Source organism: Thermus sp. (assembly GCF_056332225.1).
The window spans coordinates 1-13618 of sequence record NZ_JBWGQW010000041.1; the positions used below are offsets into that span (position 1 = coordinate 1).

A 13618-nucleotide genomic window follows, 5' to 3' on the forward strand; every position below is an offset into this window, starting at 1 on the left:
AGGCCTCGCACCAGACCCGGGTGAGGTTCTTGGTGCGGGTGTAGACGATGGGGCCCTCCCTGAGGAAGGCGCTGGCCACGGCGCACCCCTGGTCCAGGAGGCCCCCGCTGTTGTCCCGGAGGTCAAAGATGAGCTTCTTGGCTCCCTGGGCCTTTAGGTCCTCTATGGCCTTCTTCAGCTGGTCCTCCACCTTGAAGTTGGCGAAGGTCTCCAGGGCCACGTAGCCCACGTCCCCCACCTTGGCGGTGGACACGGAGATGATCTCCACCCGCTCGCGCACGAGCTCAAAGACCAAGGGGGCGGGCACCCCTTCCCGCCGCACCTTCAGGGTGACCTTGGTCCCCTCCCGGCCCCGGATGCGGGCCACCACTTCCTGGAGGGGGAGGGAGGTCACGTCCTCCCCGTCCACCTCGAGGATCACGTCCCCGGTCCTGAGGCCCGCCCGCTGGGCGGGGAGGCCTTTCATGACCCCCTCGATCTTGGCCCCGGTGCCGTCGGGGTTGGCGGCGGAGAGGGTGGCCCCGATGCCGTAGAACTCCCCCCTGAGGTCCTCCTGCCTGAGGCTCGCCCTTTGGGGCGGGGAGTAGCCGGTGAAGGGGTCCTTCAAGGCGGCCACCATGCCCCCGATGGCCCCCTCCAGGAGGGCGTTCAGCTTCTCCTTGGGCAAGGGCTCCAGGTAGTCCTGCTGGATCCTCTGGTAGACCTCCAGGAGGGCCTGGCCGTTGGGGTTCTGCAGAAGGGTCTCGGCCTGGGGGCGGGGGAGCTGGGCGTACACCAAGGCCGCCAGAACTCCCAACCCCGCGATGAGCCATGCGCTTCGCTTCATCTTCTCCCTCACTGAGTTTCACTATAGCGCCTTTCCATGAGAAGCAACCGTGGCCCGCCTTCCGTATAGTGGGGGCATGATCGCCTTCCACCGGGTGAGCCTGGAGTACCCCAGGACCCGCACCAAGGCCCTTTACAACGTGAGCCTCGAGGTCAAGAAGGGGGAGTTCGTCTACGTGGTGGGCCACTCAGGGGCGGGCAAGTCCACCCTCCTGGCCCTCATCCTGAGGAGGCTCGTGCCCACCCAGGGGGCGGTCTATTTCGCCGGGCAGAACCTGAAGGCCCTGAGGGGGGACGGCATCGCCCTCCACCGCCGCAGGATCGGCATGGTCTTCCAGGACCACCGCCTCCTTTCGGACCTCACCGTGGAAGAGAACCTGGCCTTCGTCCTCCGGGTGCGGGGGGTGCCCCATAGGGAGTGGCCGGAGCGCATCGCCACCGCCCTCTGGCGGGTGGGGCTTGCCCACAAGAAGCGGGCCTTTCCCGAAGAGCTTTCCGTGGGGGAGGCCCAGCGGGTGGCCCTGGCCCGGGCGCTTCTTCTGGACCCGCCCGTGGTCCTCGCCGACGAGCCCACGGGCAACCTGGACCCGGAAAACGCCCTCCAGGTGCTGGAGATCCTGAAGCAGGCCCACCTGCGGGGGGCCACGGTGGTGGTGGCCACCCACAGCCGGGAGCTCCTGGAGGCCTACCCCGCCCGGATCGTGGTCCTGAAGGCGGGGCAGGTGGTGCGGGACGAGCGTCTTGGGGAAGGTGGTACCATAAGGGTAAGGCAAAGCCCTGACCGGGGCGGAAAGGAGGGCGCATGAACATCTACAAGCTCATCGGCCGCAACCTGGAGATCACCGACGCCATCCGGGAATACGTGGAGAAAAAGCTTTCCCGCCTGGACCGCTACCAAAACGGGGAGCTCATGGCCAAGGTGGTCCTCTCCCTGGCTGGGAGCCAGCACGTGGAGCGCAAGGCCAAGGCTGAGGCGCAGGTGGACCTCCCCGGGGGGCTGGTGCGGGTGGAGGAGGAGGACCCCGACCTCTACGCCGCCATTGACCGCATGGTGGACCGCCTGGAGACCCAGCTCAAGCGCTTCAAGGAGCGCCGCTTTGTGGGCAAGCGCCACTCCTACCAGGGCCCCCCGCCCCCCGAGGTGCGGGACCTCGAGGCCCTGCGCAAGCCCGAGGAGGAGGAGGGCCCCAGGATCGTGCGGGTGAAGCGCTTTGAGATGAAGCCCATGGACCCCGAGGAGGCCGCCTTCCAGATGGAGGCCCTGGGGCACGACTTCTTCGTTTTCCGGAACGCCAAGACCGATGAAATCAACGTCCTCTACCGCCGCAAGGACGGGAACTACGGGCTCATAGAGCCCGCCTAGTCCGGGCTAGGGGCTCGCTCTGGCGAGGGCCGGGGCGGGTTAAGTATCCCACCGCGGCTTTTGCCGCGGTGGGGGCCCCAAAAGAGGGTTTCCCCCAACCAAAGCTTGGGCATCCCGTGTGGCAAAGCCAAGGTGCGGGCGCTTAGTAGTAGGCCGAGGGGTCCACGAAGCGGGTTTCCTCGCCCACCCGCACGGCCACCCGGAACTCCAGCTCGTCCGGGGGAATGAGGAGGCCTCCCCCGGTGTAGCCCAGCACCTGGCCCTGGCGCACCCGCTCGCCCTCCTGCACCAGGGGTTCCTGGAGGTTGGTGTAGACGGTGGAGAGGGTTTCCGTGTGCGCCAGCATCACCGTGTAGCCCAGGTTGGGCAGGTAGAGGATCCCCGCCACGTACCCTTCCGCCGCCGCCTGGACGAGGCTTCCCGGGGAGGGGCCTTGGAGGACCTGGAAGGGCCCCTCTTGCCCGTAGGGGACCAGGACCCGCCCCCCGGGCACGGGGAAGGACAGGCGCCCCACGGTGGCGGGGAGGGAGGGTGGGGGCACCACCACGGTCGGCTGGCCCTGGGCTTGTTGGCGCCTGCGGGCCTCCTCTTGGCGCCTCCGTTCCGCCTCCTTAAGGGCCAGGAGCCTTCGCCGTTCCTCCAGGACCTTGGCCTGGAGTTCGGCCAAGGCCCTTTGCAGGCGCTGGCGTTCGGTGAGGGCGTCCCGTAGGAGGGCCTTTTTGCCCTCCTCTTCCTGGCGGAGGTTTTTCAGGGTGGCCTCGAGGCCCTGGCGCTGGGATTCCAGCTTCCTTTGGTTCTTCGCCAGGGCCGCTTCCTTGGCGGTGAGGTCTTGGAGGAGGAGGGCGAGGCGCTCCCGCTCTTCCTTGAGGGCCTTGAGGGTGGCCTGGAAAAGGCGCACCAGCTCGGTGTCCTGCCGGGAGATGTAACCTACCCAGCGGGCCCGCACCGCCAGGTCGGTGAAGGACTGGGCCCGAAGAAGGGGCAGGTAGCGGCCGGCCCGCTCCCGGTAGAGGCTTCGCATCAGGGCCTTGAGCCGCTCCTTTAGGGCGGCCAGGTTCCCTTCCAGCTTGGCGATCCGGGCCTCCGTCTCCCGGACGGCTTCCTTGAGCTGGGCGATTTCCCGGCGCAGGGCTTGCCTTTCCCCCTCGAGGCGGCGGATCTCCTCCTCCAGACGGGCTTTTTCCAGAAGGAGGTTCTGCACCCTCTGGGAGAGGCGGGCAAGCTCCCGGTTCAAGCGCTGGATCTGCTCCTGGGCCTTTTGGTCCAGGACGCGGGCCCGGGCGGCCTCGGCCTCGAGGGCCCGCACCCTTTTCTCCTGGGTGGCCACGTCCTGCCCCCAGGCCAGGAAGGAAAGGAGAAGGCAGAGCCAAAGCCCGAGCCTTGCCATCCTAGACCTCTTTCAGGTAAGCCCGGCTGGCCACGTAGGCTCCCCCTGCCCCGAGCACCAGGGCAAGGAAGAGGACCCCCAGGGCGGTTCGCAGGAGGTCCCCCGGGCCCAGAACCGGGAGGAAGGGAAGGAGGCCCTGGAGGGCCCGGGAAAGCCCCAGGTAGAGGCTTCCTCCCGAAAGCACCGCCAAAAGCCCGGCCACCAGGGTCAGGAGAAGGCCTTCCACCACAAAGGGCCCCTGGATGAAGCGCCGCGTAGCCCCCACCAGGAGCATGATGGAAAGCGCTTCCTTGCGGCTTTCCACCGAAAGGCGGATGGACCCCATCACGCTGAAGAACGTGTTGAGGAGGAGGAGCCCCACCAGCACCCCCATGGCCAGGCGGCTTCCCGAAAGCACCTGCACCAGACGCTCCGTGAGCTCCCCCCCGTACTCCACCCCTTCCACCCCCGGCAGGCGCTTCAGCCGCTCCGCCACCGCCCACACCGCCCCGGGCTCCCGCAGGCGGAGCCTTAGGGTGTCGGGAAGGGGGTTTTCCACCAGGTCCTTGGCCTCGGCCAGGTAGGGGTAGTCCAGGACGAGCTGGGCCAGGGCCTCCTCCTTAGGCACCAGGCGCGCCTCCCCCACCTCGGGCCAGGCCTGGATCTCGGTGATCAAGGCTTCCACCTTGGCGTCCGCCTTCAGGAAGGCGGCCACTTCCAGCTCCTTCTCTAGGCTCTGCACCACCTTTTCCAGGTTCCATAGGAGGAGGCCCAGGAAGTAGAGGAGGGCGAAGGAAACCAGGGCGGTGAAGAAGGTGGCGAGGCTGGCCGTGGGGTGGCGGAGGATCTGCCTTAGGGCCTCGCGGAGGGCGTACACGCCCTATATCTTAAGCCCCTTCCCGGAGGAGGGCCTTTAGTGGGTCTTTTCCTCGGGATTGGCGCTAGGGTGCATTCGGCCGGAGGAGGGCCTTGCCCTGCGCCTTTAGGGCCTCCCGCCACCCTTCCAGGGGGTAGACGCCCCCCACCAGGCTTTCCAGGCCCTCTAGCTCCGGGAGAAGCCCCACCGCCTCCCGGAACTCCTCCCGGGTGTAGGTATAGCTTCCCCAAAGGGCCACCTCCTTGAACCAGAAGGGGGAGAGGTCCAAAAGCTCAACCCCCGGCGCCCCCAAGAGGAGCACCTTCCCCCCTTCCCGGGCGAGGGCGAGGGCCTCCCGGAAGCCCCGGCCGCTTCCCGAGGCCTCCACCACCGCCTCGTACCCGCCCCTAAAGCCCTCAAAGAGGAGGTAGCGGTAGCGCCGGGCCCGCGCCAGGAGGGCCTCCCTGGCCGAGGGGAAGACCTGGTCCGCCCCGAAGGCCTTGGCCCTTTCCGCCTGGTGGGGGTACTTGGCCACGGCGAATAGCCTCCCCGCGTAGCCCAGAGCCCTTAGGAGCCTGACCGCGAGGAGGCCGAGGGTCCCCATCCCCAGCACCAGCACCTCCTCGGGCCAGGGCCTGAGCTTCTTCAGCCCCCTCAGGACCACCGCCAAAGGCTCGGCGAAGACGGCCCTTTCCCCGGGAACGCCCGGGGGAATGGGGTAGAGCCTTTCCGGCCGGGCCAAGGTCCACTCCCCCCACCCCCCCGGGAGGTCCCGGTTATAGCCCAGCATCCCCGGGGCCAAGGGGCCTTCCGCCACGTTCTGGCAAAGCCCCTCCTCCCCCTCCTGGCACCTGGGGCAGGGGGGAAGCCCCCGGTCGGCGCAGGCGAGGAGGGGGTTCACCACCACCCGGCTTCCCTCCACCTCCCCCAGGATCTCGTGGCCCAGCACGGCGGGGAAGGAGAAGAAGGGGCTTAGGGAAGGGGGGCTTTTCCCGTAGAGGAGGGCGAGGTCCGAGCCGCAGACCCCGCTTAAAACCACCCGGACCCGAAGGAAGCCCTCCCGCTCGGGGAGGGGGACCTCGGCGAGCCTCAAGGGAAGGAGCCCTTTGGGAAAGCGCTTGCCGAGAAGCCTCGCCCCGAGGAAGCGGGGGAGGGAAGGGGTGTAGAGGAGGGCCTTCATGACATGGGCACGGTGCGGATGAGCTTGCCCTCAATCCTTTCCAGGATCTCGTCCAGGCTCCTCCCGGTGATGGTGAGGCCGTGGTTCTTGAGGCCCACCACGGCCCGGGTGGGGTCCTTGGCCTCCCGCACCTTCTCCGCCACCGCCTGGGCCAGCTCGTAGGTGCCGCAGGGGTAGTTGAAGGGGGTGGCGGGCACCCCCTCCATCCAGGCGTGGACGTGGAGGATGGCCCCCACCCCGGGGTGCTCCCGGTAGATCATCCAGTGCTCTATGGCGTCCACGCTCACCCGCCTCGGCTCCACGTGGGGGGGGACGGAGAGGAGGATGGCGTTTCTCTCGGGGTCGTAGTCCTTCACCATGAGGATGTCCCGGCCGATCTCCTTGAGGTTCGCCTTGTCCACCCCGCTTGCCGACATCCAGAAGCGCCGCTCGTCCTTGCGCACGGAGAGGTTCCCGTAGGAGAGCCCCCCGATGCCGTAGAGCCTCTTCACGTGCCTTAAGTCCTCGGGGGAGAGGATCTCCTCAATGGGGAAGGGGGCGGGGAGGAGGTCCCACGCTTTCAGCTTCTTCCCCGCCCGGTACATGCTCTCCGTGAGCTCGTCCCCCTGCCAGAGCTCGGGCTCGAGGTCGGGCTCAAAGATGTTGTTGATGACCAAGCGGCTACAGGCGATGGGCCTTAGGCGCTCCGCCACCCGCTCAAAAAAGCCTTCCCCCTCGGGCTCCCCGTAGTGGCCGAGCTCCAGGGTGAGGAACTTGACGCCCTGGCCCGGCACGTAGGCCAAAAGGACGTTGGAAAGCGCCCGCACCAGGTAGGGGTAGAGCTCCCGCAAGGGGTCTTGGGGGAACTCGGGAAGCTCCATCACCGAGGCCACGAAGGTGGCCTGGGCCCTCCGGCGGTAGGGCCTGGGGTGTTCCGGGGTGATGGCGTTCAGGACCAGGTTGGGGGCTCCGGATTCCGGGTTAAAGCGGAAGCCCTGGGCCTCGAGGGCCTTCCCCACCCCTTCCAGGAAGGGCTTCAGGCCCGGGGTGGGCTCGCCGTGGATGAGGTACTCCCACATAGGACCTCCTTGCTCTGGCCTATAGGCTACCCCATACTGGCCTCATGGCGGAAGCGCTTTGGGGAAAGGGCGCCCTCCTCCCCGGCCTCCGGGTGGGCCACTTCACCGACCGGGAGGCCCTCACCGGGTGCACCGTGGTCCTGGTGGAGGAGGGGGCGGTGGCGGCGGTGGACGTGCGGGGGGCGGCCCCGGGTACCCGGGAGACCGACCTCCTCGCCCCCGAGAACACGGTGGAACGGGTCCAGGCCGTCCTCCTCACCGGGGGAAGCGCCTTCGGCCTCGCCGCCGCGGAGGGGGTGGTGGGCTAAGTACCCCACCGCGGCAAAAGCCGCGGTGGGGGCCCCAAAAGAGCTTTCCCACAGCCAAAGCTCGGGCATCCCGTGTTGCAAAGCCAAGGTGCGGGCACTTACCTGCGGGAGAGGGGAAAGGGCTTCCCCACCCCGGGGGGCGTGGTGCCCATCGTGCCGGGGGCGGTGCTTTACGACCTCGGGCGGGGAAAGGCCTTTAGGCCCCCGGGAAGGGAAGCGGGGTACGAGGCCTGCCTGGCGGCAGGAGGCGAGGTGGCCGAGGGGAGCGTGGGGGCGGGGACGGGGGCCATGGCGGGCGGGGTGAAGGGGGGGGTGGGCCTTGCGGGCTACCTCCTGGAGGAGGGCTTTAGGGTGGTGGCCCTCGCCGCGGTGAACAGCCTCGGCCGCCCCTTTGACCCCCTTTCGGGGAGGCTCTACGCCGAAGGCCTCCTCGCTCCCGAGGAAAGGGCCTTCCTCCCCGACCTCTCCCGCTACCGGGGAAGCCCCGAGGACTACCGCTATCCCTTCCTGCTCGGCCAGCACACCACCCTGGCCGTGGTGGCCACGGACGCCCCCCTCACCAAGGCCCAGGCGAGGAGGCTCGCCATCATGGCCCAAGACGGCCTCGCCCGGGCCCTCCGCCCCGCCCACACCCCTCTGGACGGGGACCTGGTCTTTGCCCTGGCCCTGGGGGAGGGAAAGGGGGTGGAGCCCTACCTCCTCCTTCGCCTCGGGGCCTACGCCGCCGACGCCCTCGCCCGGGCCATCGCCCGGGGGGTGCTGTGGGCGGAGGGTTTGGGCTTCCCTACCTACGCCCTTCTAGCGGCCGGGGAAGGGGCTTAGGAGGACCTCTACCCGGGAGACCTTCCCGCCCCGGCGCACCAGGAGGGCGACCCTATCCCCCACCCTATAGCGGCGCACCTCCCGGAGGAGGTCCTCAAAGGCGTTCACGGGGACGCCGTTGACCTCCAGGATCACGTCGGGGACGCCGCCCGACTCCAAGCCCCTAAGCCCCGCCCGGTGGGCGGCCCCCCCTGGGACCACCTCCCCCACCAGCACGCCCCCTGGGGGGAGGCCGAGCTCCCGGGCGAGCTCCGGGGTGAGGGCCCGGGGGCCCCTTAGGCCCAGGTAGGGCCAGTAGCTCCGCTCGCCCCTTTCCAGGCCCGCCAGGACTTCCTGCCTTCCGAAGAGGGGGGTGAAATAGCTCCGGAAGCCCTCCTCCGTCTGCCCGATGGCCACCGCCACGCCCAGGGCCCGGCCCGCGGTGTCCAGCACCGGGCCCCCCGAGTCCCCGGGGGCGAGGGGCAGGGAGGTCTCCACCAGGCCCTGGGGGAGGAAGGGGGAGGGGCTGGCCTCGAGGCGGGTCACCCTCCCGTACCGGGGAGCAATAAACTGGTTCCGCCCGTTGCCGATGTGGAGCACCGCCTCCCCCACCCGGGGGCGCCGGGCCGTTTCCAGGGGGAGGATGGCCGGGGCCTTGGCCTCCGTGGCCAGGACCGCCAGGTCCAAGGGCTCGGCGAAGCCCACCACCCGGGCCTCGGCCTGGGTGCGGTTGGCCAGAAAAAGCCGGAAAGGCCCTCCCTCGGCCACCACGTGGTAGGCGGTGAGGACGAGGCCCGGGGCGTAAAAGAAGCCCGTGCCCCGCCCGCCCTCGAGGCCTTCTATGCGAAGGGTGGCGGGGTGGGCCTGGGCGTAGACCTCCTCCAGGGCCTCGGGGCCCCCTTGGGCGGGTTCGGTAAAGAGGGTGGCGGGCTCCTTGGAGAAAAGGGCGTGGAGGGCTAGCCCCAGAACCAGAAGCAGGGCCAGGCTCCGGAGGGAGCGCATGACCCCATTTTGCCTTCACCCCTCGCCCAAAGCGGTGGCCTTGGCTACCCTTTAGTGCCAGAGGAGCAGGAACCCGAGGAGCAAAAACCCTATCCCCGGCCAGGGGTGGGGCCGTTTCAGGAAGAGGTGGAGGAGGAAGACCCTCAAAACTTGCACTTATTCACCGCGGGCATAAGTATGCTTGGGGACCACTCGAAGAGGGCTGCCGGTTTCCCCTCTCATGAGGGGTGCCATGAGACCAGCAGCCCTATCCCTACTTTGGACCCTCCTGGCCCTCATGCCAACCCCCCACCTCCGGGAATCCTTGAAGGCCCTGCTAGGCTACCAGACCTACGTCTGCTTCCCCTTGGAGCTGGCCCTGGGCCACCTTGGCCCCCTCCTCGCCGCCACCCTCTACACCGTCCTCACCCGCCTGGGCGAGGCCGGCCTCGAGGCCCTGGGGGCCGCCCTCCGGCAGGGCCTGGGGACGGAGGCCACGGAAAGGTTCCTGGCCGAGGTGCGGCGGTTCTCCCAGGCCGCGGGGGTCCGGCTCGTGGGGCGGGACGGGCACCGCGCCGAGCTGGGCTGGCTCCCTCCCTGCGGGATGCGGGACTGCCCCGCCTGGCGGGGCCAGGTGGTGGGCCTGAAGACGGGCCTGCCCGACTGCCCGGAGGCCGAGGGCCGCCCCCGCATCTGCCTGCCCTTTTGGGCCCACGGGGAGGTGGTGGCCGTGGGGACCCTCTTCCACGCCCGCCCCCCCAAGCCCCCCACCGCCTTCGCCGCCCCCGTGCTCTGGCCTTCCCGCCTCACCGTCCCCCTCCTCTTCCCCCAGGAGGTGAAGGAGAAGGAGGCCCCGGAGCTCGAGGTCTACGCCCTCGGGGGCTTCCGGGTGCGCTACCGGGGTCGGGAGCTCGGCCCCAGGGACTTCGGAAGGCGGGGGGCTTACCAGCTCTTCAAGTTCCTCCTCGCCAACAAGGACCGGGCCGCCTACCTAGAGGAGCTCGCCGAGACCTTCTTCCCCGAACTTCCCCCCGAGCGGGCCCGGCAGGAGGTCTACACCCTGGTTTATCGGCTAAGGAAGACCCTCCCCGGCATCGTGGAGCGGGAAGGGGCCTATTACCGGCTCCACCTCCCCGAAAAGCGCTTCCTGGACTTTGAGCACTTTGAGGCCCTGATGCGCCGGGCGGACCTCGAGGAAGGCCTCGCCGCCTTCAAGACCCTGCGCCAGGCCCTGGAGCTTTACAAGGGCCCCCTTTTCGGCGACGACCCCTACGGGGAGTGGGCCGAGGCGGAAAGGGCCTACCTGCAGGAGAGGGCCCTCTCCGGCCTCCTCCGCCTGGGAGGTCTCGCCGAAGCCCTCGGCTACAAGGAGGCGGCCGAGGAGGCCTACGCCCGCGCCCTCAAGCTGGAGCCCTTCCTGGAGGAGGCCCACAACCGCCTCCTCGCCCTGAAGGAGTGAGGATGGACCTCGGCCAGGTACCCCTTTTCCGCGAGCTCGCTCCCGAGGACCTGAGGGCCCTGGCGGCGGAGGCCCGGGTCCGGCGCCTGAGCAAGGGGGAACCCCTCTTTCTGGAAGGGGAGCCCGTGCGGGGCCTCTTCGTGGTGGGGAAGGGGCTCATTAAGGTGTACAAGCTGGACCCCGAGGGAAGGAAGCAGGTGGTCCTCCACGTGGAGGGGCCGGGGCGGTTCCTCGCCGAGGTGGCCCTCTTCCTAGAGCGCCCCACCTACCCGGCGAGCGCCGAGGCCTTGGAGGAAAGCGAGGTCCTCGCCCTCCCCAAGGAGCGCTTCTTCCAACTCCTGGAGGAGAGGCCCCAGCTCGCCCGCAGCTTGATCCGCTACCTGGCCCGGAGGCAGGAAAGGCTCCTCCACCTCCTGGACCGCCCCGTCTTCCACGAGGTGCGGGAGAGGCTCTGCGAGTTCCTCCTGGAAAGGCTCGCCGAAGAGGGGCAGGGCTTCCGCCTCCCCACCAACCCCGAGCTCGCCGCCCTCCTGGGCACCGTGCCCGAGGCGGTCTCCCGCAACCTGGGGGAGCTCTACCGCCGGGGGCTCATCCGCCTTCGGGGGCGGCGGGTGGAGGTGCCGGACCCCGGGGCCCTAGAGAGCCTGGTCAAACGCTAGCGATTCCCACTAGCGAATCGCAAAATCCGACTGGAATACTTGACTTTGAGCCCCCCTCGGTTTACCCTCACCTTAGGTGATGCCCATGCCTTCCCTAGCCCATCTTGCCCCCGGCGCCCGTGCCCGCGTCCTCCGGGTGCCCGCGGAGAAGCGGCGCCTCCTCGCCCTGGGCCTGAGGCCTGGGGCGGTGGTGGAGGTCCTCCTGGAGGCCCCCCTCGGGGACCCCCTGGAGGTGCGGGCCGGGGACGCCTTCCTTCTCCTGAGGCGGAGCGAGGCGAGCGAGGTCTTCGTGGAGCCCCTGGAGGAGGCATGAGCTGCCCCCGCTGCGAGGCCCCAAACCCGGTCCTCAAGGCCGAGGAGCGCTGGCTCCTATTGGGCAACCCCAACACGGGGAAGAGCTCCCTCATCAACGCCCTGGCGGGGGCGGGCCTCGAGGTGGGCAACTGGCCCGGCACCACCCTGGAAAGGCTCTCGGCTTACCTCAGGCTGGGGGAGGCCCGGGTGGAGCTGGTGGACCTCCCCGGCACCTACAGCCTCCTCCCCACCTCCCCCGAGGAGGCCCTGGTCCTAAAGGAGCTCCTAAGGGACCCCCCTGACCGCCTCCTCCTGGTCCTGGACGGGGGCAACCTGGAGCGGAGCCTGGTCCTGGCCCTGGAGGCCATGGAGCTCGCCCTCCCCACCGCCTTGGTGGTGAACCTCCTGGACGAGGCCAAGGCCAAGGGCCTGGAGCTGGACCTCGCCGCCCTGGAGGAGGCCCTGGGCCTTCCCGTGGCCGGGGCGGTGGCCGCCCGGGGGCAGGTTGCCGGGGTCCTGGAGAAGGCCCTAGAGGCCCGGGTGCCCCACCCGCCCGTGCGCTACCCCCCTCCCCTGGAGGAGGCCCTGGCCCGGCTTGAGCCCCTCATCCCCCATCCCGCCCGCCGGGCCCTCGCCCTCCTCGCCCTCCTGGGAGAAGCGGTGCCCCTGCCCGAGGAGGCCCGGAGGCGCGCCGAAGAGGAGCGGAAGCGCCTCCTAGAGGAGGGGCTTGACCCCTACCTTCTCGCCCTCGAGGCCCGCTACCAAAAGGCCCAGGAGGTCTACCGCCGGGCCGCGCGCCGCAAGGAGGCCCCGCCCTCCCTCACCGAGCGGCTGGACCGCCTTGTCCTCCACCCCCTCCTGAGCCTTCCCCTCTTCCTCCTCGCCCTCTTCCTCGCTTTCCGCTTCACCTTCGCCCTCTCCGCCCCCTGGGTGGACCTCCTGGGCCGGGCCCAGGAGGTGCTGGCGGGCTGGAGCCTGGCCCTTCCCCTTCCTCCCCTCCTCCGCTCCTTCCTGGCGGAAGGGGTGGTGGCGGGGGTGGGCACGGTGCTCTCCTTCACCCCGGTCCTCTTCCTCCTCTACCTGGCCCTGGCCTTCCTGGAGACCTCGGGCTTCCTCGCCCGCATGGCCTTCATGGCCGACCGGGTCATGGCCTGGGCGGGCCTTCCCGGAAGGGCCTTCATCCCCTTGGTGCTGGGCTTCGGGTGCAACGTGCCCGCGGTCTACGCCGCCCGGGCCCTTCCTCACCCCCTGGACCGCCTGCGGGTGGTCATGGCCATCCCCTTCCTGGCCTGCGGCGCCCGCCTTCCCGTCTTCACCCTCTTCGCCTACGCCTTCTTCCCCGAGCGCGCTCCCCTGGTGGTCTTCGGCCTCTACCTCCTCGGCCTGGCCACCGGCCTCCTCACCGCCTTTCTCCTGGGAAGGGTCCTCAGGGCGGGGGTGGGCGAGGGCGCCATGGAGCTTCCCCCCTACCGCTTCCCTCCCCTTAGGCTTCTCCTCCGCCTCTCCCTGGCCCGCACCGGAAGCTTCGTGCGGGGGGCCGGGGGGCCCATCCTGCTCGCGGTCCTCCTCATCTGGGCCCTGCTCCACCTGCCCCTGGCCGGGTCCACCCCCTACGCCCTCCTGGCCCAGGCCCTCACCCCCCTCTTCGCCCCCCTGGGCCTCAGCGACTGGCGGCTGGTGGGCGCCTTGGTGCCGGGCTTTGTGGCCAAGGAGGTGGTGGTAGGGGCCTTAGGGGTGAGCTTCCTGGGCGCCGGGGCCCTGAACCCCCTGGGGCTCGCCGAGGGGCTTAGAGCCCTGGCCGAGGGGCTTTGGGGAGCCCTTTCCGGCACCCTGCAGGGGCTTTTCGCCCTCCTCGCCCCCCCGAGCCTCCTGCCTCCCCTCGAGCCCACGCCCCTCCAAGCGGCCCTGAAGGGGGCCGTGGGCCCCCAGGGGGCCCTGGCCTACCTGGTCTTCGTCCTCCTCTACACCCCTTGCGTGGCCACCCTGGCCGCCCTGCGCCAGGTGGTGGGCCCCCGCTGGACCACCTTCGCCGTGGCCTACCAGCTCCTCGTGGCCTACCTCCTCGCCTTCCTGGCGAGCCGGGTCCTGCCATGATCCAGGAAGCCCTCGCCCTCCTCGCCACCCCCAAGACCGCCTCCCAGCTGGCCCAGGCCCTGGACCTGAGGCCGGAAACGGCGGCCCTCCTCCTGGAAAAGCTCGCGGCCCGGGGCTACGCCCAACCCCTGGCCTGCGGCACCGCCTGCGGCGCCTGCGCCTTCCGGGCAGTCTGCCCCAAGGACCAGGAGCCCCTCTGGGTGCGGCAGGACCAAGCGCCCGCCCCACGGAGGACTTGACCCCGTCCCGCCTTGGGCCAGCATTGGGGCTTAGGCAAGGCCTTGGCTTCGGGGGCTAAGAGGCTGTCGTAAAAGCTCTCCACGGCCAGCTACGCGGCCCTGGCCAGCCGCTTCACCAACAAGCGTAGCATGCCC

General features: G+C 69.8%; 13 protein-coding genes and 1 pseudogene. 8 read left to right on the forward strand and 6 right to left on the reverse strand.

Annotated features, from left to right (window positions below):
- A partial coding sequence (locus AC01Y6_RS07815) for a S41 family peptidase (protein ID WP_476671003.1) occupies positions 1 to 826 on the reverse strand: 826 nt, incomplete at its 3' end.
- Positions 827 to 902: 76 nt separating this feature from the next.
- On the opposite strand from AC01Y6_RS07815, the gene ftsE reads away from it, so the two are divergent.
- Together ftsE and hpf are read left to right on the forward strand one after the other, a co-directional pair.
- Complete coding sequence (gene ftsE / locus AC01Y6_RS07820) at positions 903 to 1631, forward strand: cell division ATP-binding protein FtsE (protein WP_428720092.1); 729 nt, start codon at positions 903 to 905, stop codon at positions 1629 to 1631.
- Entirely contained in the window at positions 1628 to 2188 is a 561-nt protein-coding gene (gene hpf, locus AC01Y6_RS07825; RefSeq protein WP_347240171.1) for a ribosome hibernation-promoting factor, HPF/YfiA family, read from the forward strand. The genes ftsE and hpf overlap by 4 nt, the downstream gene beginning before the upstream one ends.
- Positions 2189 to 2330: 142 nt before the next feature.
- On the opposite strand, the gene AC01Y6_RS07830 is transcribed toward hpf, so the two are convergent.
- The 4 genes from AC01Y6_RS07830 to AC01Y6_RS07845 form a co-directional block, all read right to left on the reverse strand.
- Positions 2331 to 3575 (reverse strand): murein hydrolase activator EnvC family protein, encoded by a 1245-nt coding sequence (locus tag AC01Y6_RS07830; RefSeq protein WP_347240172.1) that lies wholly within the window; start codon positions 3573 to 3575, stop codon positions 2331 to 2333.
- A 1-nt stretch (position 3576) separates the two neighbouring features.
- Positions 3577 to 4431 (reverse strand): cell division protein FtsX, encoded by an 855-nt coding sequence (locus AC01Y6_RS07835; RefSeq protein ID WP_347240173.1) that lies wholly within the window; start codon positions 4429 to 4431, stop codon positions 3577 to 3579.
- 64 nt (positions 4432 to 4495) lie between these two features.
- On the reverse strand, positions 4496 to 5590 hold the full coding sequence (locus AC01Y6_RS07840; RefSeq protein WP_476671004.1) for a zinc-dependent alcohol dehydrogenase: 1095 nt from the start codon (positions 5588 to 5590) through the stop codon (positions 4496 to 4498).
- The gene (locus AC01Y6_RS07845; protein ID WP_476671005.1) at positions 5587 to 6648 is read right to left on the reverse strand and encodes a class II aldolase/adducin family protein; all 1062 of its coding nucleotides are present in this window, start codon (positions 6646 to 6648) and stop codon (positions 5587 to 5589) included. The genes AC01Y6_RS07840 and AC01Y6_RS07845 overlap by 4 nt, the downstream gene beginning before the upstream one ends.
- A 44-nt stretch (positions 6649 to 6692) precedes the next feature.
- Between AC01Y6_RS07845 and AC01Y6_RS07850 the strand changes: the two are divergent.
- Positions 6693 to 7778, forward strand: a pseudogene (locus tag AC01Y6_RS07850) (P1 family peptidase).
- On the opposite strand, the gene AC01Y6_RS07855 reads toward AC01Y6_RS07850, so the two are convergent.
- A complete protein-coding gene (locus AC01Y6_RS07855) occupies positions 7755 to 8759 on the reverse strand; it encodes a S1C family serine protease (protein WP_476671006.1) in 1005 nt (334 codons plus the stop codon). The pseudogene AC01Y6_RS07850 and the gene AC01Y6_RS07855 overlap by 24 nt on opposite strands.
- A 232-nt stretch (positions 8760 to 8991) precedes the next feature.
- On the opposite strand from AC01Y6_RS07855, the gene AC01Y6_RS07860 reads away from it, so the two are divergent.
- The 5 genes from AC01Y6_RS07860 to AC01Y6_RS07880 all read left to right on the forward strand — a co-directional run bounded on the left by AC01Y6_RS07860 (position 8992) and on the right by AC01Y6_RS07880 (position 13483).
- The gene (locus AC01Y6_RS07860) at positions 8992 to 10197 is read left to right on the forward strand and encodes an AfsR/SARP family transcriptional regulator (protein ID WP_476671007.1); all 1206 of its coding nucleotides are present in this window, start codon (positions 8992 to 8994) and stop codon (positions 10195 to 10197) included.
- A 2-nt stretch (positions 10198 to 10199) separates the two neighbouring features.
- Positions 10200 to 10856 (forward strand): Crp/Fnr family transcriptional regulator, encoded by a 657-nt coding sequence (locus AC01Y6_RS07865; protein ID WP_428720912.1) that lies wholly within the window; start codon positions 10200 to 10202, stop codon positions 10854 to 10856.
- 85 nt (positions 10857 to 10941) lie between these two features.
- Positions 10942 to 11169, forward strand: coding sequence for a FeoA family protein (locus tag AC01Y6_RS07870; protein WP_428716726.1), 228 nt, complete (start codon positions 10942 to 10944; stop codon positions 11167 to 11169).
- Positions 11166 to 13244 (forward strand): ferrous iron transport protein B, encoded by a 2079-nt coding sequence (gene feoB / locus AC01Y6_RS07875; RefSeq protein ID WP_476671009.1) that lies wholly within the window; start codon positions 11166 to 11168, stop codon positions 13242 to 13244. The genes AC01Y6_RS07870 and feoB overlap by 4 nt, the downstream gene beginning before the upstream one ends.
- The gene (locus AC01Y6_RS07880; protein WP_347240182.1) at positions 13241 to 13483 is read left to right on the forward strand and encodes a hypothetical protein; all 243 of its coding nucleotides are present in this window, start codon (positions 13241 to 13243) and stop codon (positions 13481 to 13483) included. Before feoB ends, AC01Y6_RS07880 begins: the two co-directional genes overlap by 4 nt.
- Positions 13484 to 13618 lie beyond the last annotated feature (135 nt).

Coding starts and splice junctions, on each gene's coding strand:
- ftsE (WP_428720092.1), top strand. CDS start 903: ATGATCGCCTTCCACCGGGTGAGCCTGGAGTACCCCAGGACCCGCACC.
- hpf (WP_347240171.1), top strand. CDS start 1,628: ATGAACATCTACAAGCTCATCGGCCGCAACCTGGAGATCACCGACGCC.
- AC01Y6_RS07870 (WP_428716726.1), top strand. CDS start 10,942: ATGCCTTCCCTAGCCCATCTTGCCCCCGGCGCCCGTGCCCGCGTCCTC.
- AC01Y6_RS07880 (WP_347240182.1), top strand. CDS start 13,241: ATGATCCAGGAAGCCCTCGCCCTCCTCGCCACCCCCAAGACCGCCTCC.
- feoB (WP_476671009.1), top strand. CDS start 11,166: ATGAGCTGCCCCCGCTGCGAGGCCCCAAACCCGGTCCTCAAGGCCGAG.
- AC01Y6_RS07840 (WP_476671004.1), bottom strand. CDS start 5,590: ATGAAGGCCCTCCTCTACACCCCTTCCCTCCCCCGCTTCCTCGGGGCG.
- AC01Y6_RS07830 (WP_347240172.1), bottom strand. CDS start 3,575: ATGGCAAGGCTCGGGCTTTGGCTCTGCCTTCTCCTTTCCTTCCTGGCC.
- AC01Y6_RS07845 (WP_476671005.1), bottom strand. CDS start 6,648: ATGTGGGAGTACCTCATCCACGGCGAGCCCACCCCGGGCCTGAAGCCC.
- AC01Y6_RS07865 (WP_428720912.1), top strand. CDS start 10,200: ATGGACCTCGGCCAGGTACCCCTTTTCCGCGAGCTCGCTCCCGAGGAC.
- AC01Y6_RS07860 (WP_476671007.1), top strand. CDS start 8,992: ATGAGACCAGCAGCCCTATCCCTACTTTGGACCCTCCTGGCCCTCATG.
- AC01Y6_RS07855 (WP_476671006.1), bottom strand. CDS start 8,759: ATGCGCTCCCTCCGGAGCCTGGCCCTGCTTCTGGTTCTGGGGCTAGCC.